Annotated in this window: 20 protein-coding genes and 1 pseudogene; 5 read left to right on the forward strand and 16 right to left on the reverse strand. The window is 70.8% G+C overall.

Annotation, left to right across the window (positions count from 1 at the left end; all coding sequences use genetic code 11):
• The 5 genes from IW249_RS32735 to IW249_RS32755 are packed head-to-tail and all read right to left on the reverse strand — an operon-like array spanning nt 1 to nt 5019.
• Nucleotides 1-930 carry a carbohydrate ABC transporter permease gene (locus IW249_RS32735; RefSeq protein WP_196924318.1) on the reverse strand — a complete coding sequence of 310 codons (930 nt, stop codon included), beginning with the start codon at nt 928-930 and terminating at the stop codon, nt 1-3.
• A complete protein-coding gene (locus tag IW249_RS32740) occupies nt 930-1838 on the reverse strand; it encodes a carbohydrate ABC transporter permease (protein WP_124858631.1) in 909 nt (302 codons plus the stop codon). The genes IW249_RS32735 and IW249_RS32740 overlap by 1 nt, the downstream gene beginning before the upstream one ends.
• An 18-nt stretch (nt 1839-1856) precedes the next feature.
• On the reverse strand, nt 1857-3293 hold the full coding sequence (ngcE, locus tag IW249_RS32745) for an N-acetylglucosamine/diacetylchitobiose ABC transporter substrate-binding protein (RefSeq protein ID WP_196924319.1): 1437 nt from the start codon (nt 3291-3293) through the stop codon (nt 1857-1859).
• Nucleotides 3294-3319: 26 nt separating this feature from the next.
• Nucleotides 3320-4069 (reverse strand): sugar isomerase domain-containing protein, encoded by a 750-nt coding sequence (locus tag IW249_RS32750; protein ID WP_196924320.1) that lies wholly within the window; start codon nt 4067-4069, stop codon nt 3320-3322.
• Nucleotides 4066-5019 carry a MurR/RpiR family transcriptional regulator gene (locus IW249_RS32755; RefSeq protein WP_196924321.1) on the reverse strand — a complete coding sequence of 318 codons (954 nt, stop codon included), beginning with the start codon at nt 5017-5019 and terminating at the stop codon, nt 4066-4068. Before IW249_RS32755 ends, IW249_RS32750 begins: the two co-directional genes overlap by 4 nt.
• A 206-nt stretch (nt 5020-5225) precedes the next feature.
• On the opposite strand from IW249_RS32755, the gene IW249_RS32760 reads away from it, so the two are divergent.
• A complete protein-coding gene (locus IW249_RS32760; protein WP_196924322.1) occupies nt 5226-6212 on the forward strand; it encodes an N-acetylglucosamine kinase in 987 nt (328 codons plus the stop codon).
• Nucleotides 6213-6617: 405 nt separating this feature from the next.
• The gene (locus IW249_RS32765) at nt 6618-7370 is read left to right on the forward strand and encodes an SDR family NAD(P)-dependent oxidoreductase (protein WP_196924323.1); all 753 of its coding nucleotides are present in this window, start codon (nt 6618-6620) and stop codon (nt 7368-7370) included.
• 382 nt (nt 7371-7752) lie between these two features.
• Here the strand turns inward: IW249_RS32765 and IW249_RS32770 are convergent, their stop codons facing one another.
• From IW249_RS32770 to ngcE (IW249_RS32780), 3 genes are all read right to left on the reverse strand, one after another.
• Nucleotides 7753-8652 carry a carbohydrate ABC transporter permease gene (locus IW249_RS32770; RefSeq protein WP_307788787.1) on the reverse strand — a complete coding sequence of 300 codons (900 nt, stop codon included), beginning with the start codon at nt 8650-8652 and terminating at the stop codon, nt 7753-7755.
• Entirely contained in the window at nt 8649-9557 is a 909-nt protein-coding gene (locus IW249_RS32775; protein ID WP_196924324.1) for a carbohydrate ABC transporter permease, read from the reverse strand. Before IW249_RS32775 ends, IW249_RS32770 begins: the two co-directional genes overlap by 4 nt.
• Nucleotides 9558-9622: 65 nt before the next feature.
• Nucleotides 9623-11038: an N-acetylglucosamine/diacetylchitobiose ABC transporter substrate-binding protein gene (gene ngcE / locus IW249_RS32780; RefSeq protein WP_196924325.1), complete on the reverse strand. Its 1416-nt coding sequence runs from the start codon at nt 11036-11038 to the stop codon at nt 9623-9625.
• Between the two features lie 193 nt (nt 11039-11231).
• Between ngcE (IW249_RS32780) and IW249_RS32785 the strand changes: the two genes are divergently transcribed.
• Nucleotides 11232-12662: an acyltransferase family protein gene (locus IW249_RS32785; protein ID WP_196924326.1), complete on the forward strand. Its 1431-nt coding sequence runs from the start codon at nt 11232-11234 to the stop codon at nt 12660-12662.
• Here the strand turns inward: IW249_RS32785 and IW249_RS32790 are convergent.
• The 4 genes and pseudogenes from IW249_RS32790 to IW249_RS32805 all read right to left on the reverse strand — a co-directional run bounded on the left by IW249_RS32790 (nt 12634) and on the right by IW249_RS32805 (nt 17277).
• Nucleotides 12634-14119: pseudogene (locus IW249_RS32790) on the reverse strand (CoA-acylating methylmalonate-semialdehyde dehydrogenase). The gene IW249_RS32785 and the pseudogene IW249_RS32790 sit on opposite strands and share 29 nt — an antisense overlap.
• Nucleotides 14116-15414: an aspartate aminotransferase family protein gene (locus IW249_RS32795; RefSeq protein ID WP_196924327.1), complete on the reverse strand. Its 1299-nt coding sequence runs from the start codon at nt 15412-15414 to the stop codon at nt 14116-14118. The pseudogene IW249_RS32790 and the gene IW249_RS32795 overlap by 4 nt, the downstream one beginning before the upstream one ends.
• A gap of 122 nt (nt 15415-15536) precedes the next feature.
• A complete protein-coding gene (locus tag IW249_RS32800; RefSeq protein WP_196924328.1) occupies nt 15537-16352 on the reverse strand; it encodes a hypothetical protein in 816 nt (271 codons plus the stop codon).
• Between the two features lie 31 nt (nt 16353-16383).
• Nucleotides 16384-17277 carry a hypothetical protein gene (locus IW249_RS32805; protein ID WP_196924329.1) on the reverse strand — a complete coding sequence of 298 codons (894 nt, stop codon included), beginning with the start codon at nt 17275-17277 and terminating at the stop codon, nt 16384-16386.
• Between the two features lie 64 nt (nt 17278-17341).
• On the opposite strand from IW249_RS32805, the gene IW249_RS32810 reads away from it, so the two are divergent.
• A complete protein-coding gene (locus IW249_RS32810) occupies nt 17342-18310 on the forward strand; it encodes a hypothetical protein (RefSeq protein ID WP_196924330.1) in 969 nt (322 codons plus the stop codon).
• Nucleotides 18311-18343: 33 nt separating this feature from the next.
• Here IW249_RS32810 and murD read toward each other — a convergent pair whose 3' ends face one another.
• Nucleotides 18344-19690, reverse strand: a complete 1347-nt coding sequence (gene murD / locus IW249_RS32815; protein ID WP_196924331.1) for a UDP-N-acetylmuramoyl-L-alanine--D-glutamate ligase — start codon at nt 19688-19690, stop codon at nt 18344-18346.
• A gap of 82 nt (nt 19691-19772) precedes the next feature.
• On the opposite strand from murD, the gene IW249_RS32820 reads away from it, so the two are divergent.
• The gene (locus IW249_RS32820) at nt 19773-21122 is read left to right on the forward strand and encodes a MurL-like N-terminal domain-containing (protein WP_196924332.1); all 1350 of its coding nucleotides are present in this window, start codon (nt 19773-19775) and stop codon (nt 21120-21122) included.
• Between the two features lie 391 nt (nt 21123-21513).
• On the opposite strand, the gene IW249_RS32825 is transcribed toward IW249_RS32820, so the two are convergent.
• From IW249_RS32825 to IW249_RS32835, 3 genes are all read right to left on the reverse strand, one after another.
• Nucleotides 21514-23385, reverse strand: a complete 1872-nt coding sequence (locus tag IW249_RS32825; RefSeq protein ID WP_443673250.1) for a PucR family transcriptional regulator — start codon at nt 23383-23385, stop codon at nt 21514-21516.
• 100 nt (nt 23386-23485) lie between these two features.
• On the reverse strand, nt 23486-24937 hold the full coding sequence (gene argG, locus IW249_RS32830; protein WP_196924334.1) for an argininosuccinate synthase: 1452 nt from the start codon (nt 24935-24937) through the stop codon (nt 23486-23488).
• 47 nt (nt 24938-24984) lie between these two features.
• Nucleotides 24985-25833: a TrmH family RNA methyltransferase gene (locus IW249_RS32835; protein ID WP_231394591.1), complete on the reverse strand. Its 849-nt coding sequence runs from the start codon at nt 25831-25833 to the stop codon at nt 24985-24987.
• Nucleotides 25834-25865 lie beyond the last annotated feature (32 nt).

The following is a 25865-nucleotide window of genomic DNA, read 5'->3' on the forward strand; positions in this document are numbered from 1 at the left end:
CTACTTCACCGCGCCCGAGGTGAGGCCGGCCTGGATCTGGCGCTGGAAGACCGCGTACACGAGGATCATCGGGAGGATGGCGATGGTCAGCGCGGCGAACAACCCGGACCAGTCGGCCTCGTAGCCGGCGTTGACCGAGATGTCGGCGATGCCCTGGGTGAGCACCCACTTGTCCTTCGCGTTGGAGAGCAGCACCAACGGGAGCTGGTACTGCGCCCACTGACCGATGATGTTGAAGATCGCGACGCTGATCAGGCCCGGCTTCGCCATCGGCATCATCACCTGGAAGAACAGCCGGCTGTGCCCGCAGCCGTCGATCATCCCCGCCTCGGCCACCGACGACGGCAGCGTCTTGAAGAACGCGGCCAGGAAGAACACGGTGAACGGCAACGAGTACGCGGTGTAGACCAGCACCACGCCGGTGTGGGTGTCCAGCAGACCCAGGTTCTTCACCACGAAGAAGAGCGGCACCAACGCCAGGAAGACCGGGAAGGCCAAGCCCGAGACGAAGAGGAAGTAGACCGCCCGGTTGCCCCAGAACTTGTAGCGGGCCAGCACGTACGCGGCCATCGAGCCGAGCAGCATGGTGAGGAACGTGCTGCACGACACCACGATCACGCTGTTGAGGAAGTACCGCCCGACGTGCGCCTTGGTCCAGGCCCGCCCGAAGTTCTCCCAGCGCAGCTCGGCCGGGAGCGTCCACGGGCTGCTGAAGATCTCGCTGGTGTTCTTGAACGCGGCGAGGAAGGTCCAGAGGATCGGCACGATCACGATCACCGCCCACACGGCGAGCGCGACGTGCCCCAGGCCCGCGAAGAGCTTCACCTCCGAGCGGGGGCCCTTGCGCCCCGGCCCGGCGGGGGCGGACGGGTCACCGGTCTTCGGCGGTAGCGCCGCCGGGGTCGGCGGCAGCGTCGACTGCGGATTCATCAGTACTCCACGCTTTCCCGCTTGGTGAGCCGCAGCGTCAGCGCCGCGAACGTGAGGGTGAGGAAGAACAGCGCCACGCCCATCGCCGAGGCGTAGCCGTACTTCGAGTAGACGAACGCGTTGCGGTAGATCTCCATGGCCAGCACTGTGGTGGCGCCGTCCGGGCCGCCACCGTCCACAGAGAGCACCGCCACGATGGCGAACGCGTCGAACGCCGCGATTCCGAGGTACACCCAGGCCACCTGGAGGGTGTCCCACAGCAGCGGCAGGGTGACCCGGAAGAACAGGGTCACCTTCGTCGCCCCGTCCATCTCGGCGGCCTCGTAGATCTCACCGGGGATGGAGGCCATCCCCGCCGAGAAGAGCACCACGTAGAAGCCGACCGCCTGCCAGACCAGCACCGCGATGATCGACCAGAGGGCCAGGTTCGGCTTGACCAGGAAGAGGATCGGCTCCAGGCCGAACTTCATCAGCACGCCGTTGATCAGGCCGGATTCGTTCGGCCGGTACACCATCTGGAACAGCACCGCGATGATGGCCACCGCCAGGACCTGGGGGAAGAAGAACACCACCCGGTAGAACTTCGCCCCCCAGACCCCCTGGCGTTGCCCGCCGCTGCTCTTGCCGCCCACGTTGAGCAGGAAGGCGAAGAACAGGGCGATGGCAATGGTGATCAGCGGCAGGGCAAGCAGCAGTACGCCGTGGTGCTGGACCGCCTTCCAGAAGGCGCCGTCGTCGAGCAGCCTCCGGTAGTTGTCGAAGCCCACCCACTGCGGGGCGGACAGCCCCCGCCAGTTGGTCATCGAGATCTGGAACGCCTGAGCGTACGGCCAGATCACGAATGTCACGTACAGCGCGACCGGGGCGAACAGGAACCCGATCACGAATGGATACTTGCCGTGCCGCATGACCCTAGCTCCGATCGATCAGCGCTTGAACTTGGTGACGGAGCTGTCCTTCTTGATGGCGTCGGCGCGCTTCTGGATCCGCTCCACGAAGGCGTCCGCGTTGATCCGGCCGAACATCAGCTCGTTGGTGGCGGTACGCGCCTCCGTGTCGAGCTCCTTGTACCAGCCGTCGAAGTACAGGTTGAACACGTCCTGACCGGCCGCCTTGAGCGCGGCCTGGGAGCTGGCCACACCGGGCGGGAAGGCGAAGCCCTCCGAACCGGCGGTGACCACGGTCGGGGCCTTGACCACCTCGGTGAAGCCCTTCGCGCCCGCCTTCGACAGCATCTGACGCATGTACTCCAGGCCGCCCTTGGGGTTCTTGCTCTTCGCCGAGACGAAGTAACCCTCACCGGCGGTCGCGCGCAGCGCGGTGGCCGGCAGCTTGTCCGAGGCGGACAGGCTCGGCACCGGCATGAGCTGGTATTCGAAGCCGGCCGGCGTGTCCTTCTTCTGCTCGCCCTCCAGCCAGTCACCGCTGGGGTACATGGCCACCTTGTACTGGTTCTGCCGCAACTGCACGTCGGTGTGCTTGAGCCCCTCGAAGCTCTTGTCGCTGAACTTCGCGCCGACCTCGGCCCACGCCGTGGCAGCCTGCTTGACGGCGTCCTGCTTCCAGGCACCGTCCTCCAGGTTGTCGATGTTCTTCAGCACGTCCGTGCCGCCGATCTTGGCGGCGTGGGTGAGGATCACGTTCCACTGGTAGTAGGCCGCGTTCGCCCCGGCGTAGCCGTAGGGGGTGATGCCCTTGGCCTTGATGGCGGTGAGCAGGGCGATGAACTCGTCCCAGTTCTTCGCCGGCGCCCACCCGTTGTCCTTGAACAGCTTGCCCGAGTACCAGATGCCGAAGACCGTGGAGACGTAGTACAGGACGAACGGCTTGCCGTTGAACGAACCGGCCTCGATGGTGCCCGGCACCACGGTGTCGCGGACCTTCTTGCTCGGGTCGTCGACCGACGGCGCGTCCCACAGCTCGGTGAGGTCCTGAAGCTGACCGTCGGCGACCAGCGCGCCGAAGTCCATCAGCTTCTCGCCCGAGTTGTTCACGAACTCCGGCGGGTTACCGGAGGCGAACCGCGGCTGGAGCACTGTGGAGACGGCCTGGGTGGCCTGGTGCTTGACCTCGGCCTTGGGGAACGCCGTCTTGTACAGCGGCTCGTGCACGTCGGTGGCGTACTTCTCGCCGTAGCCACCGTTGAAGATGACCACCTCGATCGCGGCGTCCTCCTTGACGCCCAGCGGGTTCTTCTCGCTCTTGGTGCCGCCGGCGACCTGCTCGTTGTCACCGTCGCTGCCGCTGGTGGCGCAGGCGCCGAGCAGGCCGATGGCCGGAGTGGCGAGCATGCCCACGGCGGCGGCGCGACGCAGCACCGTGCGACGGTCGAGTGCGGCCGGGTGTTCGGGGGTAATCGACATCGTCGTCTCTCCTTGTGGAATTCGGGTCATGCGGTACGCCGGAGACGTCCGGCGTACCGCGACTCGAGGGCGAGGTTGTGCTCGTCCCCGCCGGGGACGTTGGCGGAGAGGTAGATAGGGGGTACCTCCCCGGCCTGGTGGAACCGTCGTACGACCTCCGCGGTCAGCAACTGCGCCAGCAGCGCCGTGGTGACCGAGGAAACCGCACAGACCGCGCCGCCGCCCTCGAGCGGCAGCAGTGCATCGCCGTACGGCGCGCCATTGTCCAGCACGACGTCGGCGAGGTCGGCGAGCCGATGCCCGGACGGGTGCCGTGGTGCCACCCGTGCGGTGTGCTCGACCGAAGTGACCGCGATCAACGGGTGACCGCGCTCGGTGACCAGCGCCGCCAGCTCGACCACCGAGCCGTTGATGCCGGACTGGGACGCCACCACGAACACGTCGCGCGGCTGGGGTGCCGCGAGCGCGTAGATCTGGTGGGCGATGGAGGGATCACGTTCCAGCTTGGGGTCGGCGAGCACGTCGCGCGGGGCGTCGCCGTGCATCACCAGGTCCCGCACCGACAGCCGGTTGGTGGGGACCAACCCGCCGGCCCGGGCGACCAACTCGGCGGCGAACGCCTCGGAGTGCCCGGCGCCGAACGCCTGGAGCACGCCGCCGTCGCGCAGGCTGCCGGCGATCAGGTCGGCGGCCCGGGTGATCCCGTCGGCCTCCGAGTCGAGCAGCCGGTCGAGCACCGGGCGGACGGCGTCCGCGTACCCCTGGGCGCTGATCATGAGAGGGCTCCCTTCGCTGCCTTGTGCCCGTCGACGGCCTGCGCGGTCCGCCGGAAGGCCGCGTGCGCGCGGTCGTGGGTGCGTTGGGCGACGGCGATGTAGAGCAGGTCGAGCACCACCAGCTGGGGGTGCCGGGCGGAGAGCGCGTCCGGTCGGAAGGTGGTCGCCTGGCTGGCGGTGAGCAGCACGATGTCGGCCAGCTCGGCCAACGGTGAGCGGGGAAAGCCGGTGAGCGCGAGCGTGGTGGCGCCCCGACTGCCCGCCTCGGCGAGCATCTCGATCGTCTCCCGGGTCTGCCCGGTGTGCGAGATGCCGAGCGCCACGTCTCCCGATCGCAGCAACGCGGCGCTGGCCAACCCCTCGTGCACGTCGTTCCACGCCCACGCCGCCACACCGATGCGGTGCAGGCTGAACTGCATCTCCTCGCCGACCAGGGCGCTGCCGCTGGCGCCGAAGATGTTCACCCGGCTGGCGCCGGCGATCGCCACCGCGGCCCGCTCCACCTCGGCGAGGTCGAGCAGGGTTGCGGTGTCGTGCATGGCCCGGGTGTCGGCGGCCATGATCTGGTCGAGCACCCGGGCGAGCGGGTCGCTCGGCTGGATCTCCCGTCCGATGTCGACGGTCCAACCGGCGGAACGCGCCCGGCCGGTCTCGGAGGCGATGCCCAGTCGCAGGTCGGCGTACCCCTCGAAGCCCATCGCCCGACAGAAGCGGGTGATGGTCGCCGGTGAGGTGCCGCTGCGCTCGGCCAGCTCGACGATTGTCGAGCGGGCGGCGGCCTCCGGGTCGCTGAGAACGTGCTCGGCGACCCGGCGCAGGGCGCCGGTCAACTCGCCGAGCCCGTTGCGGACCCGGGCCAGCACCCCGTCGGAGGCCGAGGCGCGCCGGTCGATCACATCGGCGTCGACCACCGCGGTCCCCGCGGCGGTGTCCACCTCGTGATCAACCATGAGTTGCCTCCGCTTTCCGAAAAGACTGTTAACTGTTAGTGGTAAAAGTTCTTACTGAACGGCCCTCCGTGTCAAGACTGTGGGCGAAGTTTTCAAACTGTTACCTGGCGCACAGACCCTCGGGCCCGCCAGAACTTGCCCCGCACGACCCCGCCGACCAGCATGAACAAGCCAGATCGCCGTTCCGCGCAAGGAGACCCGTGCCGATGTCCGACACCGTCGTGGTGGGCCTCGATGTCGGCGGTACGTCCACCCGGGCGACCGTCCTCACCCTCACCGGGCACCGCGTCGGCACCGGCCGCGCCGGCGGCGGCAACCCCACCAGCCACGGCGCCGAACGCGCCGCCGCCGAACTGCTGACCGCCCTCCGCGAAGCGCTCACCGACGTCGACCCGACCCGGGCGGCCGCCGGCACCATCGGGCTCGCCGGAGCCGGCCGGCTGCTCGCCGACCCGACCGGGCGGGCCGCCTTCGACCAGGCCTGGCACGACGCCGGCCTGCGCTGCCCGTACGAGGTGCACGGCGACGCCCTGGTCGCGTACGCCTCCGGCACCGCCGCCCCGCACGGAACCATCCTCATCGCCGGCACCGGCGCCATCACCGCGCAGATCGATGAGCTGCGGCTCGACCGGATCGCCGACGGCCACGGCTGGCTCCTCGGCGACGCCGGCTCGGGCTTCTGGCTCGGCCGGGAAGCGGTGCGCCGACTCCTCGCCGATCTGGACACCGGCCGTGGGCTTGGCGCGCTGGCCACGACCGTGCTCACCGAACTTTTGGGCAGCGCCGACATCGCCGCCCGCCCACGGGACACCGTCGACGCCACCATCCAGACGGTGACCCGTCGACCTCCCGTCGAACTGGCCCGGCTCGCGCCGCTGGTCGTCGACGCCGCCACCCACGGCGACCCGGTCGCCACCGCGCTGATCACCGAAGCCGCCGCGCACCTCTCCGAGAGCATGAGCCGCATCCGCCCCGCCGGGGCGGTGACGCCGATCGTGCTCGGCGGCGGCCTGCTCACCGCTGACACCCCGCTCGCCACCGCCGTCCGGTCCGCGATCGCGCGAGACTGGCCGGACGCGCCACTGCGTACCGCCGGAGACGGGGCCACCGCCGCGGCCTGGCTGGCCGCCCGCGGCCTACCCGAGGTGACCGACCCGGCCGCCCTGCACGCCCACCTCTTCCCCGCCCCCTGACGCCCCCGGCGCGGCGCGCACGCCGCGCACCGCACCGGGCGCCCCGCCCCACCGCGCCGCACGCCGCGCATGATCGCACTCGATCCAGGATGTAGTGCCCTCCGGCCGCGATGAGGGGACTCTTTCCAGGATTTAGCGCGATCACCGGCGCACGGCGGCCTATCCGCACGGGCTGCCCCGACCCCGAGCAGGTGACGGCGCTCGGCACAGCCCCGGCCGGGACCGCCGATTCCGGGGGATGCGGTCTCGGCACCCGCCGTCAGGTGGTGGCATTTGCACCAGAGCCCGTACCCGTCAGGGAATCACCCGGTATACTTGCTTGTTCAAGCAACCAATGATGGATTCGATGAGAGGTTCAGCCGTCCCACGTCCATCGACATCACCGCAAGAACCGGAGGTACCGACATGAATCGCCTCGAAGGACGCGCTGCCCTGGTCACCGGCTCGACGAGCGGAATTGGGCGCGGTGTGGCGGAGGCGATGGCCCGCGAGGGCGCCATCGTCGTCGTCACCGGACTTGGCGCGGAGCAGGGTGCTCAGATCGTCGACGGAATCGTCGCGGAGGGCGGCACCGCCCACTTCGTCGAGGCGGACCTCTCCGCGGGTGGCTCCGAGATCCGCCGCCTTGCACAGGAGGCGACGGCCCTGGCTGGTCGGCCGATCGACATCCTGGTCAACAACGCGGCCTTTCTCGTGCCACCCCACCCCATGACGGAGTCGACCGAGGAACAGATCGACCTGGTGCTGGAGGTCAACATCAAGGCCCCGTTCCTGCTGACGGCGGCCCTTGTGCCCGGCATGGTGGAGCAGGGCGGCGGCTCGGTGATCAATATCGGCTCGATCGGCGGCGTAGACGGAATCAAGTTCACCTCGCTCTACGGCGCCAGCAAGGCAGGCCTGCACTCGCTGACGAGGTCGTGGGCCGCAGAGCTGGCCGCTGACGGCGTGCGGGTGAACACCGTCGCCCCCGGACCCACCATCACGGAGGGCAACGAAAACCTCCGCCCCCTCCTGGAGAAGCTCGCCGAGAGCAACCCGGACAGGCGTACGGGCAACGTGCAGGACACCGCCGCGGCAGTGATCTTCCTCGCCAGCGACGAGGCGTCACACATCCACGGTGTACTCCTGCCCGTGGACGGCGGAGCCCTCGCGATCTGAGGACAGGCCGGCTCGGGACGGCCGCACCAGAGCCTCGACCCTTTGCTCTGCACCCGCCGACGCACCATGCACGGTCCGTAACTGGCGCATGGGCGGGTGCAGAGCAAAGGGGGGATCCGCGCGGCACGCCCCCACCCCGCAGCCGGCGGTCGGCGCGTCGGCGTCGAGCCGGCCCCGCGAGTCGCCCCTCACTGATCAGCGAGGGCCGTCCCACGGTCCCTGACGTGCGGCCCCGGACAGTTCGACTCCTCGGACGATCAGAATCAGTCAGACCTGGGTTGCCAGGGCGGACGATGCCGTTGTCGTCCGCGTCGTCGCAGGCTCGGAGGGTAACGGCCCACGGTCACGCCTGCCACGATGGCGAGGAGGCAGGGACGGACCGCTACTTGAGCTGCCCTGCCGTGAGGCCCGCCTGCACCTGCCGTTGGAAGGCCACGTAGACGGCGAGCACCGGGAGCACCGCGATGCTCAGCCCGGCGAACAGCCGGGCGTAGTCGCCGGCGTACCCCTGGCTGACCGACAGCGCGAACAGCCCTTGCGCCAGCATCCACTTGGACTCGTCGCCCTGCAACAGCACCTGTGGTAGCAGGAACTGGTTCCAGTGGCTGAGGAAGTTGAAGATCGCCACGCTGATCAGTCCCGGACGTGCCATCGGAAGCATCACCCGGAAGAAGAGCCGGAAGTGACCGCAGCCGTCGACCAGTGCGGCCTCCGCCACCGAGGTCGGCAGGGTCCGGAAGAACGCGGTCAGGAAGAACACGGTGAACGGTAGCGAGTAGGCCGCGTACACGAGGATCAGCCCGAGCCAGGTGTTGAAGAGACCGGCGTTGCGGACCACGAAGAAGAGCGGCACCAGGGCGAGGAACACCGGGAACATCAGGCCGCCGACGAACAGGTAGTAGACGACCTGGCGGCCGCGGAACTCGTACCGGGCGAAGACGTACGCGGCGGTGGCGCCCATCAGCATGGTGAGGCTGACCGAGCCGGTCACCACTACCAGGCTGTTGACGAAGTACCGGCCGATGTGCGCACCGGTCCAGGCACGCGCCCAGTTGTCCAGGTGCAGCGCGCCGGGGAGCCCCCACGGGTCGGCGAGGATCTCACCGTTGGTCTTGAACGAGCTGATGAACATCCACAGCAGCGGCAGGACGGTGAGCAGGCCCCAGAGCAGCAGGAAGCCGTGCGAGAGGGCGTTGGCCACGCCGAGTTCCCGGCGTACCGGGCGGTCCCCGCTGGTGACCGGGGTCGGGGCGGTCGCGGTGGGCTGATCCAGAGTGGTCACGAGTACTCGATCCGTTCGCGCCGGCCGATGCGCAGCGACAGCACCGCCACCGAGAGGGTCAGGAAGAACATCACCACGCCGATCGCCGAGGCGTAGCCGAACTTGGTCTCGCTGCCGAAGGCGGTGTCGTACATCCGTACGCCGATCACGTCGGTGGAGAAGTTCGGCCCGCCGTTGGTCATCAGCTGCACGAGGATGAACCCGTCCAGGGCGAAGATGGCCAGGTAGACCCAGGCGACCTGGACGGTGTCCCAGAGCAGCGGCAGGGTGACCCGGCGCAGGGTGGTGAACCGGGACGCGCCGTCGAGCAGCACCGCCTCGTAGATCTCCTTCGGCACTGCCGACATCGCCGCGCCGAACAGCACCACGTAGAAGCCGACGTTGCTCCAGACCATGACCGCCAGTACGCACCAGAAGGCGGTCGCCGGGTCGCCGAGCCAGGTCGGCGCGGGCAGACCGACAGCGTGCGCGGCGCTGGTGAGCAGCCCCTGGTTGGGGTGGTACACCTCCTTCCACAGCAGCGCGATGATCACCACGGAGAGCACCTGGGGGAAGAAGTAGACAGTGCGGTAGAGCGCGCCACCGCGTACGCCGGTCACGCCGGCGCTGCCCTTGCGTCCGCCCATGGCGAGCATGGTGGCGAAGAAGAGCCCGAGCACGATGGTCAGCACCGGCACGAGGGCCAGCAGGATCACGTTGTTCTTCAGCGCGTTCCACACGTAGTCGTCGTGCCAGAGGGCCTTGAAGTTGGCCAGGCCGACCGGGTTGGCGTCGGCGGAGTAGCCGAGCCAGTCGGTGGTGGAGATCTGGAACGCCTGGAGGTACGGCGACACGACGAAGAACACGTAGAGCAGCACCGGCGGCACCAGGAACGTGACGATCAGCGGCCACTTGCCATGTTTCACGAGGAGGACCTCTCCGTTGGGGTACGGCCGGTGGGGGCGCGACCTATCCCCCACCGGCCGGGCGATCAGGCCGCTCGCTTGTACTTCTTGATCGAGCTGTCCTGGGCGATCGAGTCGGCGCCCTTCTGACACTGGTCGAGGAACTCCGCGGGGCCGATCCGGCCGCTGAAGAACTCGCCGCATGCCGCGTCGACGAGGTTGCGCTCCAGCTTGCGGTAGTAGTTGTTGTAGACCCAGTTGAAGCCGTTGGCGCCGGACGCGTCGAGGGCCTTGACCACGGTGTTCAGCCCGTACGGCAGCTCGACACCCTCGCTGGAGCCGGCGACCACGGTGAGGCTGGCGACCTTCTTCGTGAAGTCCTGGGCGCCCTTCTTGGAGAGCATGGTCCGGAAGTACTCCAGGCCACCGGCGACGTTGCGGGCCTTGGCCGGCACCATGAACGGCTCGCCGGCGGTGCCGCGGATCGCCTCGAACGGCAGCTTGTCGCCGCTGCCCAGGCTCGGCGTCGGCGCGATGGTCATGTTGAACCCGGCCGGGGTGACGTCCTTCTGCTCGCTCTCCAGCCAGGAGCCGCAGGAGATGAAGGCGGCCTTGCCCTGGCACCAGGCGGTCTGCGACTGCTTGTGGTCCAGGCCGGGCGAGCCTTCCAGGATGTACTTGTCCTTGACGATCTGGTGCCAGGCGTCGGCGGCGGCCTTCATCGCGTCGGACTTCCAGGCGTTCGGCTCCAGGTTGTCGAGTGCGAGGGCCACCGACGGGCCGCCGAGCTTGATCGCGGTGGAGATCAGCGGCCAGCTCATGTAGCGCGGGTGCAGGCCGGCGTACGTCCAGGGGGCGATGCCAGCGGCCTTGATCTGCTTGCAGAGCGCGATGTGCTCGTCCCAGGTCTTCGCGTACTCCCACTTGCGCTCGGTGAACAGCTTGTTGGAGTACCAGATGCCGTAGGCGGTGTAGGTGTAGTTCAGCACCAGGAACTTGCCGTCGTAGGAGCCGATCTCGACCGCGCCGGGCAGCAGGGTGTCCTTGACCGTCTTGCCGGGCACGTCGAGGCTCGGGGCGGCGAGCAGGTCACCGAGGTCGGCGAGGGCGTTCTGGCTGACCAGGCCGTTGAAGTCGATCTGGCCGGTGCCGGAGTTGTTGACCACGTCCGGCGGGGAGCCGTCGACGAAGCGCGGCTGAAGGGTCTTGCTGATCTCCTGGGTGGCGGAGTGCTTGATCTTCGCCTTCGGGTACTTCTCGGTGTACATGGCCTCGTGGGCCTTGGCGTACTCCTCACCGAACCCGCCGCCGAAGATCACCACCTCGAGTGGGGCGTCCTCCTTCACGCCGAGCGGGTTCTCGGCGCTCTTGGTGCCCTGGTAGGTCTCGGCATCGTTCTTGTCACCGCCACCGCCGGTGGCGCAGCCGGACAGCAGGCCGGCGGCGGGGGTGGCCAGGAGGCCGGCGGCGGCGCTGCGCCGCAGGATGTCACGCCTGTTCATGGGTTCTCCTCGGGTCGGGTCGGGCGGATCGCCGGTCTGTGGGGGGAGGCGTCCGCCGCGCGAGGGGCGGTAGTTCTCTTCAGTTCATGCTCTGTTGCTGAAGAATTTCTACGACAGCCGAGCCCGGACTTCAAGTCCTTGCGGTCGAACCGTTATCACCACCAGCCGTCGCCGGGTCGCCTAGCCTGAGGCGATGCGCCGTCTGCGCCAGCTGGCCGAGCGCACCCCGGCTGGGCGGGAGCGGTACGTCGACCTGCTCCGCGCGCTCGCCATCACCATGGTCGTTCTCGGACACTGGAGCGTCACGGTGATCGGCCGCGACGCCACCGGGCAGGCCACCGGGCACTCCGCGCTCGGCGACCTGCGCTGGGCGTACCCGTTGACCTGGCTGGCCCAGGTGATGCCGGTCTTCTTCCTGGTCGGGGGATACGCCAACGCGGCCTCGCTGACCCGGCTGCGGGCCCGCGGCGGCGACGCCGCCGGCTGGCTGATCGACCGCAGTGCCCGCCTGGTCCGCCCCACCAGCACGCTGCTGCTGGTGCTCACCGTCGCTGCGGCGGTCGCCTGGCTGCTCGGGGCCGACCCGACCCAGATCCGCGAGGTGTTCTGGTTCGCCACCATTCCGCTCTGGTTCCTGGTCGCCTACCTGGCGGCGGTCGCGCTCACCCCACCGATGTACACGCTGCACCGCCGCCTCGGCCTGGCCGTGCCGCTGGTGCTCGTCGCACTGGTCGGCCTCGGCGACCTCGGCCGGCTGAGCGGGCCGGAGGAGCTGAGCTACGGCAACTACCTGTTCGGCTGGCTGGCCGTCCACCAGCTCGGCTTCGCCTGGCACGACGCCCGCGCCGCGCCGTCGCCCGCCGGCCCAACCCCGCCACCGCCGGCGGACGCCGCCGCCGACGCTGCCGGCCCGTCGACTCCCGACCGTCCGGGGGTACGCCGACCGCGGCTGCCCACCTCCCGCCGGGCCGGCCTGGTCTTCCTGGCGGGCGGGCTGGGCACGGTGCTGCTGCTCACCGTGCTCGGCCCCTGGCCGGTGGCCATGCTCAAGGTGCCCGACGAGCGGCTCGACAACGCCGCGCCGCCCAGCCTCGCGTTGCTGGCCGTCGCCGCCGGCCAGCTCGGGCTGATCCTGCTGCTGCGCGGCCCGGCGGAGCGGATGCTGCGCCGCAGCCGGCCATGGCAGCTGGTGATCGGTGTCAACCTGGTGGTGCTGACCGTCTTCCTCTGGCACCTGAGCGCCGCGATCCTGCTGATCGGGCTGCTCGACGCGGTCGGGACGCTGCCCACCCCGACGGTCGACACGGCCGCCTGGTGGGCCTGGCGGGTGCCCTGGTTGCTGCTGCTCAGCGTCGTCCTGGTGGTGCTGGTCGCCATCTTCGGGCCGGTGGAGGCGCGCAGCGGCCGGCACCGCACCGGGCGGCGGACCGGCCGGGGCACCCGGGCCCGGACGGCGTTGGCGGTGGCCGGCTACGCCGCGGTGGTGGCCGCGCTGCTGGTCAACAGCACCACGCCGCAGCAGGCCCCGGAGCCGCTCGGCACGCCCGTCCCGGCGCTGGTGGCGTACCTGGCCGGGGCGGGCGTGCTGCGACTGCTCAGGTCTGGGTGGGGAACCCGAGGTTGACCCCGCCGTGCCGCGGATCCAACCAGCGGCTGGTGACGACCTTGCCCCGGGTGAGGAACCGCACCCCGTCCTCGCCGTGCGCGTGCAGGTCACCGAAGAGGGACGACTTCCACCCGCCGAACGAGTGGTACGCCATCGGCACAGGGATGGGCACGTTGATCCCGACCATGCCCACCTCCACCTCGTGCTTAACGCCGGGCCGCCCCACCGTCGTTGGTGAAGATCGCCGTGCCGTTGCCGTACGGGCTGGCGTTGACCAGGTCCACCGCCTCGTCGTAGGAGCCGACCCGGACCACGCTCAGCACCGGCCCGAAGATCTCGTCGGTGTAGATCGACATGTCCGGGGTCACCCTGTCGAACAGCGTCGGGCCGAGCCAGAAACCGGAGGGGTCGCCGTCCGGCGTCACGTCCCGCCCGTCCACCACCGGCACCGCGCCAGCGGCGACACCGGCGTCCACGTAGGAACGCACCTTCGCCGCGTGCGCGGCGGTGACCAGCGGGCCCATGTCGCAGCCCCGCCGGCCGTCGCCGGTGCGCAGCCCGGTCACCCGCTCGGCGATCCGCTCGACCAGCGCGTCCGCCACCGGCTCCACCGCCACCAGCACCGAGATGGCCATGCACCGCTCCCCCGCCGAGCCGAACCCGGCGTTGACCGCCGCGTCGGCGGCCAGGTCCAGGTCGGCGTCCGGGAGCACCACCATGTGGTTCTTCGCCCCACCGAGCGCCTGCACCCGCTTGCCGGCGGCCGTTCCACGTTGGTAGACGTACCGGGCGATCGGGGTGGAGCCGACGAACGACACCGCCCGCACCTCCGGGTGCTCCAGCAACGCGTCGACCGCCTCCTTGTCGCCGTTGACCACGTTGAGCACCCCGTCGGGCAGGCCCGCCTCGGCGAACCACTCGGCCAGCAGCAACGCCGCGCTCGGGTCCTTCTCGCTCGGTTTGAGCACCACCGCGTTGCCGCAGGCCACAGCCACCGGCACGAACCACAGCGGCACCATCACCGGGAAGTTGAACGGGGAGACCACGGCCACCACCCCGAGCGGCTGCCGGATGGTGTACGAGTCGACCTCGGTGGACACGTTCTCGCTGAACGCGCCGCGCAACGCCGACGGCAGGCCGCACGCGTACTCGATGACCTCCAGGCCGCGCTGCACCTCGCCGGCGGCGTCGGCGAGCACCTTGCCGTGCTCGGCGGTGATCACCTCGGCGAGCCGGTCCCGACGGGCGTGCACCAACTCCCGGAAGGCGAACAGCACCGCCGACCGCCGCGCCAGCGACGCGTCCCGCCAGGCCCGCGCCGCGCGGGCGGCGGCCTGCACGGCGACGTCGACGTCCGCGGTCGAGGCCAACTCGACCTCGGCGGTACGCCGACCGGTCGCCGGGTCGAACACGTCACCGCGCCGCTGCGACGTGCCGCCGATCCGCTTGCCGTCGACGAAGTGACCGATGCTCATGCCGCCACCCCCGCCGCCGCACGGATCGCGTCGACGAGGATCGCCAGGCCCTCACGGGCCTCCTCCTCGGTCAACGTCAACGGTGGCCCCATCCGGAGCACGTTGCCGTGGAGACCGCCCTTGCCGATCAGCAGGCCACCGTCGCGGGCGGCTTCGAAGACCCGGTTGGTCAACGCCGGGTCGGGCTCACTACTGCCCGGCCGGACGAACTCGACGCCGAGCATCAGCCCCTTTCCGCGTACCTCGACGACGCAGTCGAGCCCGCCCACGGCGGACCGCAGGCCGTCGGCGAGGATCGCGCCGACGCGGGCCGCGTTCGCCTGGAGGTCGTGCGCGATCAGGTAGTCGAACACCGCGTTGCCGGCGGCCGTGGAAATCGGGTTGCCGCCGAAGGTGGAGAAGCTGATGGCCGGCACCGACTCCAGCACCTCGGCCCGGCCGACCACCCCGGCCAGGGCGAACCCGTTGCCGATGCCCTTGGCGAAGGTGAGCAGGTCCGGGGTGACGCCGTGCGCCTGGTAACCCCAGAAGTGCTCCCCGGTACGCCCCCAGCCGGTCTGCACCTCGTCGGCGATGAACAGGATGCCGTGCTCGTCGAGGACCTTCTTCCAACCGGCGAAGAGCCCGTCCGGCGGGTGCACGAAACCACCCACGCCCTGGATCGGCTCGGCGATCAGCGCGGCCACGTCGCCGGCGGTCTGGGTGGCCAGCACCTCGCGTAGGTCCTCCACCGCCGCGTCGACCTGCTCGTCGGCGCTGAGCCGGGCCAGCAGACCGCGCACCCGGTCACCGGAGTGCAGCCACGCCACCTGGAGCGGGTTGAGGCCGCTGGCCGACCAGTTGCGGTTGCCGGTGACGCCCATCGCCGCGTACGACCGGCCGTGGTAGCTGTTGCGCACCGCCAGGATCTGGTGCGAACGACGGTGGTTGGTGGCGACCAGCAGCGCCGCCTCGTTCGCCTCGGTGCCAGAGTTGGTGAAGAACACCCGGGCGTCGGGGATGCCGGAGCGCTGGGCGATCTTCTCGGCCAGCTCCACCTGTTGGCGGATCAGGTAGAGCGTCGAGGTGTGCGCGATGCCGGTGGCGAGCTGCCGCTCGACGGCCTCCCGGATCTCCGGGATGTCATACCCGATCATGTTGGTCAGCACACCGCCGAAGAAGTCCAGGTAGCTGCGACCCTGCGCGTCGGTGACCCGGCGGCCCGAGCCGGAGACCAGCTCCAGAGGCTCGGCGTAGTACAACGGCATCCAGGACGGGAGCACGGCCCGGTGCCGGGCCAGCAGGTCGTCGGTCATCGTGGCAACCCTTCAGCGGCGTTCGTGGATACCGCACGCTCCCACCGCCAGCCGATGCGAACAACTGTCAGCCTGTAGCGCAAGGACGTCACCGGCTGACAGCACGTCAACGGTTTCCACGACTACGATCGGCCTTGACCGCTGATTTCCGCAGCCTTAGTGGCTTCCCTCCACTTGATCCGTAGGCTCGCCGCTCGTGCATGAGCAACCTGGCGGGGGCGCAACGGCAGGTGCAGGGCGACGGCGACCACCGCGAAGGCCGCCCAGCCGGCGCCCAACGCCACCGCCGACGAGACGTCCTGAAGGTAGTGGTACGCGGTCAGGAAGCCGACCAGCGCGAGGCTGTTGCGGGCGAAGTGCCGACTGAACTCGGCCAACTGGCGGCGGGCCTCGACGGCGACAAGCACCCCCGAGTACGGGAAGGTCACCACCATGCCGCGCAGCACAGCACCGAGCAGCGCGGTGAGGACCGCCCCGACGAAGATCACCACCAGCTTGAGCAACACCGGCAGCCCGTCCGGGCGGCTCTCCGCGACGGCGACCGTCTCCTCGGCGGGAGCGCCACGTCGGCGGGCGCGACGGCGCAGCCACAGAATGGCCGCCAGCCAGAGCACGAGCGTGCCGGCGAGGGCGACCTCGAACGGGATGTCGACGGCCAGCAGGCCGGCGCTCAGCGCCACGTACCCGGCGATCCCCGCGACGTCGGCGAGCAGGATCGGCCAACGCCACCGCTGGTGGGTGACCGCCACGATGACGAAGAAGAGGTTGAGCCCGAGCACGCCGAGCACCTGCGCGCCGTCCACCCGGTGGTCGGTGGTGACCAGGGCGAGCGTCATCGGCAGCGGCAGACTGTAGACCAGCGCGCGGAGCCGGACGGAGCGGATCACGCTGACCGCCCAGACCACGGCCGTCACCAGCAGGACCGCGCTCAACGTCATGGCTCACCCGTTCCCGCCCCGGTGGGGGCCGTCAGTCCTGGAAGGTCGCGGCGTTCGCACAGAGGTCGAACACGCGGGTGAGCCGAGCAACGTCCGTCCGGTTGACCGAGAACTGATTCTCGCCGATCTCGCCGTGCGCGGTCATGTGGGCCTCCCAACAGCTCGACCCGTCCCAGAGTGTCAAATTCACGTGCAGGTGCGGACTCACCACCCCGAGGGGCAGCAGACCCACCCGCGCCCCGGCCGCGCGCTGCTTCTCCACCAGGGCGGACAGCTCCTCGGTCAGCGTGGCGTAGACGAAGACCCTGGTGATCTGGACACCCCGTTGCAGGGCCTCCACGTTGGCCTCCCAGTAGCGCCGGCCGATCTCGCTGCGCCACCAGCTCAGCTCCCCGCTCACCCGGGGCATCACGTTTGTCAACCCGTCCAGCCGGCGCACGCAGGTGCGGGTCGCGCCGACCAGGTCCTCGTCCTCGTCGCCGCGCCGGATGATCCGACCGTCGGCGAGCTGCTCGGCCTCCAACCGGAACTGCTCGTAGCGCCGCTGCGCCTCGACCGCGACCCGGGTGCCCGCGTGCTGCTCGGCCGCCTCCCGCATGGCCCCGGCCAGGTCGGTGGTGGTGCGGACCAGCCAGGGCGGGCCGTCCAACAGGGTACGAAGGTGGAAGCGGCGCTCCGCGCGGGCCAGTGAGTCCACCAACAGCGAGATGGTGATGCCCATCAGACCGGCCAACAGCGACTCCACCCCGGAGGCGGCGTTGCTGAGGTCGAGCACGATGCTGAGGGTGACCGACAGCGTGATGCCGACCAACGCCACCGGGTCGGTGTGCGCGACCAGCCGGACGAAGCCGGCGCCGGAGCCGCCGCCCTCCCGGAACCGCTGACGGGCCACGTCACGGGTCATCGAGATCCCCCAATCAACCACTCCCGCCAGCGTAGACAGCAACCACAACCGCCGGCCCCGCCGCAGCGGCCGGTAGCATCCGGCTGTGCACAGAACGGACGCGGCGCCGTCGACCGGAACGGACGACGAGCGGACCACGGCGGAGGTCTGGGCCTGGGTCTGCTCCACCCCGCTGCGCGGCCTGGTCGCCCACTTCGGCGGCACCTGGCCCGACGGCGACCTCACCGACGTGCTCCGCTTCCTCGACGACTTCTCCGCCCGCCACTGGGACTTCCGGGGCGGCCGGGAACGGCCCGACGCCCGGGAGCCCGACCTCGACCCGGCCACCGCGACACTGGTGCTCGACGCGGCTGCCGCGCTCGGGCTGATCCACCCGGTGCCACCGGCCCGGTCGGCGTACGCCCACCTGGTGGTGCTCGGCGGTCTGGCGCACGCCTGCGTACGCCGCGTCGGGTACGCCGCGCACCTGCTCCGCGCCGGCCTACCGGTGAGCGGCGAGGTCGCCGTCCTGGGCAGTTTCCGGCCGCTGTCGGACTGGGAACGCCGCACGCTCGCCGACGCGGGCCTGCCGGCCGACGACACCGAGGTGGACGTGCTGGACACGGCCGTCCGCCGGGTGTTCGAGGTGACCGCCCCGACGGAGGAGGACGGCGTCGACGCCGGCCATCCGCACCACTCCTGGTCGTCGCGGACCTACCGACCGGACGGGCTGCCGCCGATCCGGGTGCTGGCCGCGCCGTCCAGCGAACCCGACCAGCGACGCGCGCACACCGCCGACACGCAGCGGTTCTGGGCAGGCCACGTCCGGCTCGCCCCGGGCGACCAGGTCCTGATGGTCACCGCGCCGATCTACGTGCCGTTCCAGCACTGCGACGCCCTGCGCACGCTGGCCCAGCCGTACGGGTGCGCCATCGACACTGTCGGCGTGGACCCCACGTTGGCCGACCTGGCGGTGCTACCCGAGCAGACCCTCACGCCGGGGCGCTACCTCCAGGAGATCCGGTCGGCGATCCGCTCGATGCGCGCCCTGCACGCCGGGCTTCGCCCCCGCTGACCTGGCTGGTGTGGACCCGCCGCTGAGCTGAGCTCAGCGGGCGGTGTCGGCGACGGCCTGGGCGAAGACCTCGGAACGGTGCTCGAAGTTGCGGAACCGGCCGTAGCTGGGCGCGGCCGGAGACAGCAGCACCACCCCGCCGGCCGGGGTCACCTCCCGGGACAGCCGGACCGCGTCCACCAGGTCGTCGACCAGTTCGGTACGCACCTTCGGCAGGCCGGCGAGCACCTCGACGATGCGGGTGCCGCTGTCTGGAATCCCGATCACTGTCAGCTCCCGCTCGGCCAGGTGCTCGGCCAACGGCGTGTAGTCCAGACCCCGGTCGTTGCCCCCGACGATCACCGTCAACGGCCGCCCGTCGTACGCGTCGATGGCGTGCATTGCCGCGTACGGGCTGGTGGCCAGGGTGTCGTCGACGAACGTCAACCCGGACGGGTCGGTGATCTCGGTCAGCCGGTGGGCCAGCCCCTGGAACTCGGCGACCGCGACGGCGAGGTGGACCTTGTCGGCCACCACGTCCACGCCGAGCGCGTCGAGCACGGCGAGCGCGACACAGAGGTTGCCCTCGTTGTGCCGGCCGACCAGCGGCAGCACGGCACGCGGGAAGAGCGGTTGGTCACCGAAGTGGAACCACGGGGTGCCGTCCGCGCCGGTGGCGACGTGCGTGGTGTCGGGGCGACCGGCGCGGACCGCCGGCAGCTCACCCAGTTCCGCGGCGAGCCGGGGGTCGCCCCCGTTGACCACGATCGTCTGCGGGTCGTGGGCGAGCAGGTTGAGCTTGTCCCGGTAGTACTCCCGTTCGCCACCGTGCGCGTCGAGGTGCTCGGGGAAGAGCGCGGTGACCACCGCCACCCGGGGCGAGTCGGTGAGGTCGCTGCACTGGTAGCTGGACAGCTCCAGCACGTACAGCTCCGCGTCCGGCAGGTCCAGGGTCGGCACCCCGATGTTGCCGCCGAAGACGTTCGGTCGGCCCATCGCGGTGAGCAGGTGACTGATCAGGCTGGAGGTGGTGCTCTTACCCTTGCTGCCGGTGACCCCGACGGTGCGCGCGGCGTGGTCGGCCATCCACAACGCGGTGCCCTGGGTCACCATGATCCCGCGGCGGCGCAGCTCGACCAGCCACGGGTGGGTCTGCGGCACCCCCGGGGAGCGGACCACCACGTCGGCGGCGGCCAGTCGTTCGAAGCCGGCCTCGCCGGTGACCAGCGGCGCCGCCTCGGCCAGCGGGCCGTCCCAGGGCAGCGACAGGAAGTTGGCGCTGTCGTCGACCGCCACCAGCTCGGCGGGGCCGTGCGCGGCGATGGCGGTCACAGCGGCCCGGCCCTCCCGACCGGTGCCCCAGACGGCGACGGTACGTCCGCGCAGGTCAGAAAGGCGCACGGGGCTCTCCTCGTGGGTCACGGCGGCGGCAGGGCGGGCCCGGTCCGGACACGGCCGGACGAACCAGGGCCTAGTATGGCGTGTGCCCAACGAGCAGCTCCGGCGGATGGACGCCTTCACCTTCCCGTCCTACTCGATCGACTTCGCCACCGGCGAGGTGTTGTTCGACTACGCCCTGACCGGCCCGGCCGGTGAGCAGCGGTTCACCGAGGTGATCACGCTTCCGCTGCCGGCGGAGCCGCCGTCCGACGAGACGGTGGCGACCCTCAACCGGGTGCTGGAGGTGCTGCACCTCGTCGCCGGGGTCAGCTACTACAAGGCCGCCGCTCCGCCCCGACTCGTGCTGCCGGCGCCGCTGGGCGCGGCCACCGTCGACTACGTCACGGCCGTCTACACCAAGGGCCTCGCCGAGTACGCGTACCGCAACCAGCTGCCGCACGTGCTCGAGCTGCGCCCGGAGGTGCCGGCCGGCACGCCGGAGTCACCCCGGGTGTACGACGACTCGGACCGTCGCCCGCTCTCGGCGGTCGGCGGCGGTAAGGACTCGATCGTCAGCCTGGAGGCGCTGCGCCGAGCCGAGCTGGACCCGGTGCCGTTCTCGGTCAACCCGAACCACGTGATCGTCGCCGTCAACGAGGCGTCCGGGCTGGTCCCGTTGGCCGCCCGGCGGCGCATCGACCCGGTGCTGTTCGACCTGAACGCGGCCGGTGCGCTCAACGGGCACATCCCGGTCACCGCCATCAACTCCCTGATCGCGGTGGCCACCGCCGTCCTGCACGGACTGGGCCCGGTGGTGATGTCCAACGAGCGTTCGGCGTCCGACCCGAACCTGGCCTGGAACGGCCACGAGATCAACCACCAGTGGTCCAAGGGCGTCGAGGCGGAGGGGTTGCTGCGGGCGTCGCTGGCCGAGCACGCCGGCCTGACCGACCCGTACTTCTCGCTGCTGCGTTCGCTGTCCGAGCTGCACATCGCCCGGCTGTTCGCCGAGTTCACCCGGTACGACGACGTGGTGACCAGCTGCAACCAGGCGTTCAAGCTGCGCGACGCGAGTGAGCGCTGGTGCCGTGACTGCCCGAAGTGCCGGTTCGTCTTCCTGGCCATGGCGCCGTTCATGCCCCGGGAACGGGTCACCCACATCTTCGGCGGTGACCTGCTGGCCGACGAGTCGCAGATCCCCGGCTACCGCGAACTGCTGGGCGTGGACGGGCACAAGCCGTTCGAGTGCGTGGGCGAGGTCGAGGAGTCGGTGGTGGCCCTCGGCCTGCTCGCCGAGCAGGACCAGTGGCGCGACGCCCCGGTGATCCAGGCCCTGGTCGACGCCGTCCCGGAGACGGCCTGGTCCGCCGTCGCCAACTCGGACGTCTTCACCCCCGGCGGCCCCAACCACATCCCCCCAACCTACGCAAAAGCCCTGAGCTCCCTCACCTAACCCGGCAGTGAACCCACTTTCCCCGCTGAGGACCGCCGCGAAGCGAAACAGCAAGGAGCAGGCCCCGCCCCGCCCCGCCCCGCCCCGCCCCGCCCCGCCCCGCCCCGCCCCGCCCCGCCCCGCCCCGGCGAGTGTGCCCCTGCTCCTTTGGAGCTGATGTCGTAGACGAATCAGGGCGTGGTTGACCCGAGCCGAGCCGAGCGATTCGTTCACGACATCAACTCGATAGCGTGGCGGACCCCGATGCCCACCCCTACGCCGGGCCGACCCCGCCTGTGTCGATCATGGTGCTGTGGTGGGCGCAATAGACGTTTTCGTGACTTCTGCACCCCGCCACAACTCCTTGATCGACGCGGGCGGGGCGGAGAAGAGGGCCCGGTGGGGGCGGGGGTTAGGGGGTTCGGACTGCTTCTAGGGCTAGTAGGGCCACGTGTAGGGAGAGGCTGGCCTCTACCGAGTCGAGGTCCACGTCGAGGATGCGGGCGATGCGGGCCAGGCGTTCGTAGAAGGCCGGCCGCGACAGGTGGGCGGCGGCGGCGCCTGCGGACTTGTTGCGTCCCTGCTCCAGGTAGGCGCGCAGGGTGTCGAGCAGCCGTTCCCGGGGGTGCCGGGCGTCATACTCCAGCAGCGCGCCGAGTTCACGCTCCACGAACGTCTGGAGGCGGGGCTCGTCGCGCAGCAGGTGCAGCAGCCCGGCCAGGCCGACGTGCGGCAGCCGGAAGACCGGCAGGTCACGCCGGTCCCGTCGGGCCGCCTCGGCGATCTGCCGCGCCTCGACCAGCGACCGGCGGGCCTCCCGCAGGGTGCTCACACCCGAGCCGGCGGCCACGATCACGGCACCCGGGCCAGCACCCCGGGACGGATCGACACCGACCCCTGCGCGAGCGGTCTCGACCCCGAGACCCACGCGGGGCGGATCTACGCCGAAGCCCGTGCGGACCGGATCGGCGCCGACCGCCGCACGGGAAACGTCGGATGCGGGACGGGAAACGTCGACACCGGAGGTGGCCCGAGCCGGTTCGACGCCGGGTGCCGGCCGGCCGGCGCCGGCGTCGAGGCGTACCCGACGAAGGGCGCTGGCGAACGCGGACAGCGCGCGGTCCTCGGCGGCCGGGTCCGACAGGGCCAGCAGCGCGCCCACCGAGTTGTCGTCGACGGCGCTGGTCAGCGCGGTCAGCTTCGCCTCCCGCAGGGCCTGGCCGACCGCCTCGGAAAGATCGCGTAGCCGGGCCTGGCCGGCCTCGGGGCCGACCTCCCCGGCGGGGTCGTCGGCGCGGTGCCGGACCATCACGCCGACCAGGTGTCGCCGGTCGAGCACCACGCCGAGCGCCTTGGCCCGCAGCCCCACCTCGTCCACCGGGCGGGAGTGGTCGAGCAGCGCGGTGAGCAGGGTGCGGTGGATCTGTCGTTCCAGGCCCTCGGCGTCGCGGCGGATCAGCCGGCCCAGCGCGAGGGTGGACGCGGCCCGCTCGATCAGGATCGTGAGCCGGGTGGGCGGGCCCACGCTCGGCTCGACCGCCTGAGCGCTGGGCACGTCGCCGCTGGCCGGCCAGCGGAGCAGCAGCCGACCCCAGTCCTGCCCCCGGGCGCCGACTGTGGTCACGAGCCAACCGCTGTCCGGGTCGTACGCGGTCCGCCCGGCCGGACGGATCCGCCGGGAGTGCTGCTCCCAGCCGTCCAGCAGCAGCTCGGCGCTCTCCCCCGCCGGGTCGTACCCGAGCACCTGCCGGGACAGGTTCTCCAGCACCACCGGGCAACCGGACAGCTCGGCGGCCTGTCGGATCACCTCGGCGGCGTCGGCGCCCTCGACGGAGAGGTCGTTGAACCGCTGGTGGATCTCCTCGGTGGCGCGCAGCTCGGTGAGCTGCGCGTCGACGATCAGCGCGTGCACCGCCTCGGTGATCCGGACGAACGGGGTGGCCCGGCGCAGCTCCACCAGGGGCAACCCACGCCGCTCGGCGGCGGCGGCCATCACCCGGGGCACACCGCTGACGTACCGGCGGCCCAGCTCGACGACGAGCCCGGAGACTCCGACGTCGGCGAGGTCGCCGATGAACGCGCGCAACCCGGTGTCGTCCCCGGGCAGGCCGATGCCGGTGGTGAGCACCAGTTCGCCGCCGCCGAGCAGGGTGGCGATGTCCGGTACCTCGGCGACGTGCACCCAGCGGACGGGTCGGTCCAGCCCGTCGTCGCCGGCGACGACGCGTGGAGCGCCGTGGCGGACCGGGTCCAGGGCGAGGACCTCACGGACGGTAGGGAACACGGCCGCCACGCTACCGTCCGTGACGCCGGAACTCGACTTGCCACCGCTGGCCGAGCCAGCCGGCCGGTACCTGCCACCGGCGGCCGTGGGTCGGCCGGGCTCAGTCGACGCCGAACTCCATCGCGGCGCGGTCGAGTGCCTCGTCCTCCGGGGAGGCGACGCCCCGGGAGGCGATGGCTTCCGCGCCGCCCTGCGGCATCGCGCCGATCAACCCGGTCGAGGCGGCCTGCGCGGCGCCGATCATCCGCTGCGGGTTCCCGCCGCCGACCAGGCCGAGGGAGGCGTACTGCTCCAGCTTCGACCGCGAGTCGGCGATGTCCAGGTTGCGCATGGTGAGCTGGCCGATCCGGTCCGACGGGCCGAACGCCGAGTCCTCGGTACGCTCCATCGACAGCTTGTCCGGGTGGTAGCTGAACGACGGGCCGGTGGTGTCCAGGATCGAGTAGTCCTCGCCCCGGCGCAGCCGCAACGTCACCTCGCCGGTGACCGCCGTGCCGACCCACCGCTGCAACGACTCGCGCAGCATCAGCGCCTGCGGGTCCAGCCAGCGGCCCTCGTACATCAGCCGACCGAGGCGGCGACCCTCGCTGTGGTAGTTCGCCAGGGTGTCCTCGTTGTGGATGGCGTTGACCAGCCGCTCGTACGCGGCGTGCAGCAGCGCCATCCCGGGCGCCTCGTAGATGCCGCGGCTCTTGGCCTCGATGATCCGGTTCTCGATCTGGTCCGACATGCCCAGGCCGTGCCGGCCGCCGATGGCGTTGGCCTCCAGCACCAGGTCGACGGCGTTGCCGAACTCCTTGCCGTTGATGGTGACCGGGCGGCCCTGGTCGAAGCCGACGGTGACGTCCTCGGTGGGGATCTCCACCGACGGGTCCCAGAACCGGACGCCCATGATCGGGTTGACAGTCTCGATGCCGGTGTCGAGGTGCTCCAGCGTCTTCGCCTCGTGCGTGGCACCCCAGATGTTGGCGTCGGTCGAGTATGCCTTCTCGGTGCTGTCCCGGTAGGGCAGGCCGCGTTCGAGCAGCCACTCGGACATCTCCTTACGCCCACCCAGCTCGGTGACGAAGGCGGTGTCGAGCCACGGCTTGTAGATGCGCAGCATCGGGTTGGCCAGCAGGCCGTACCGGTAGAACCGCTCGATGTCGTTGCCCTTGAAGGTCGAACCGTCGCCCCAGATCTGGACGTCGTCGGCGACCATCGCCCGCACCAGCAGGGTGCCGGTCACGGCGCGGCCCAGCGGGGTGGTGTTGAAGTACGCCCGCCCGCCGGTGCGGATGTGGAAGGCGCCGCAGGTCAGCGCGGCCAGGCCCTCTTCGACCAGGGCAGCGCGGCAGTCGACCAGGCGGGCGACCTCGGCGCCGTAGCTGAGCGCGCGACCGGGCACCGAGGCGATGTCGGGCTCGTCGTACTGGCCGATGTCGGCGGTGTAGGCGCAGGGAATCGCGCCCTTGTCGCGCATCCACGCGACCGCGACCGAGGTGTCGAGGCCGCCGGAGAAGGCGATGCCGACACGTTCGCCGGTGGGCAGGGAAGTGAGAACCTTGGACACGGGGAAAATTATGCAATAGAACGCATGGCCATGCAAGCCGATGCGGTCTACTCGCCGCCGAACGGCGGATCGTCGCGACCCAGCTCCCAGAACGCCACCGCCGCCGCGGCGGCCACGTTCAACGAGTCGACGCCACGGCGCATCGGAAGGACCACCCGCACGTCGCTGGCGGCCTGGGCCGCCGCGGTGAGGCCGGGCCCCTCGGCACCCAGCAGCAGCGCCGCCCGCTCGCGCTGCGCCGGGGTCAACCGCTGGATCGGTACGGCGTCCGGCGCGGGCGTCATGGCGAGCACCGTGAAGCCGGCCTCCCGCACCTGGTCCAGGCCCTCGGGCCACCGGTCGAGCTTCGCGTACGGCATGGCGAAGACCTCACCCATGCTGACCCGGACACTGCGCCGGTACAGCGGGTCGGCGCAGGACGGCGACAGCAGCACCGCGTCGATGCCGAGTGCGGCGGCACCCCGGAAGACCGCGCCGAGGTTGGTGTGGTTGTTCACGTCCTCCAGGAGCACGACCCGGCGCGCGGCGGCGAGCACCTCGTCCGCCGTCGGCAGCGGCCGGCGGTGGAACGACGCCAGCACCCCCCGGTGTACGTGGAAGCCGGTGGCCCGTTGCAGCACGTCCTGTGTCGCGGCGTAGACCGGCGCGTAGCCGGTGTCCAGGTCGGCGAGCTGGTCGACGCGCTTGGCGTCGACCAGGTACGACCGGGCCGGGTAGCCCGCGCGCAGCGCCCGGCGCAGCACCAGCTCCCCCTCGGCGATGAACAGGCCGTGCGGCGGCTCCCAGCGGGTGCGCAGCTCGACGTCGGTGAGCGCCCGGTAGTCGGCGATCCGGTCGTCGTCAGGGTCGGTGATCTCGTGGACGGGCACCCGACGATTCTGCCGGACGCGGAGCAGCGCGCTTCGACGCCCGCCCGACGGGGTGTTTT

It is taken from the genome of Micromonospora vinacea (assembly GCF_015751785.1).
Classification (GTDB): domain Bacteria; phylum Actinomycetota; class Actinomycetes; order Mycobacteriales; family Micromonosporaceae; genus Micromonospora; species Micromonospora vinacea.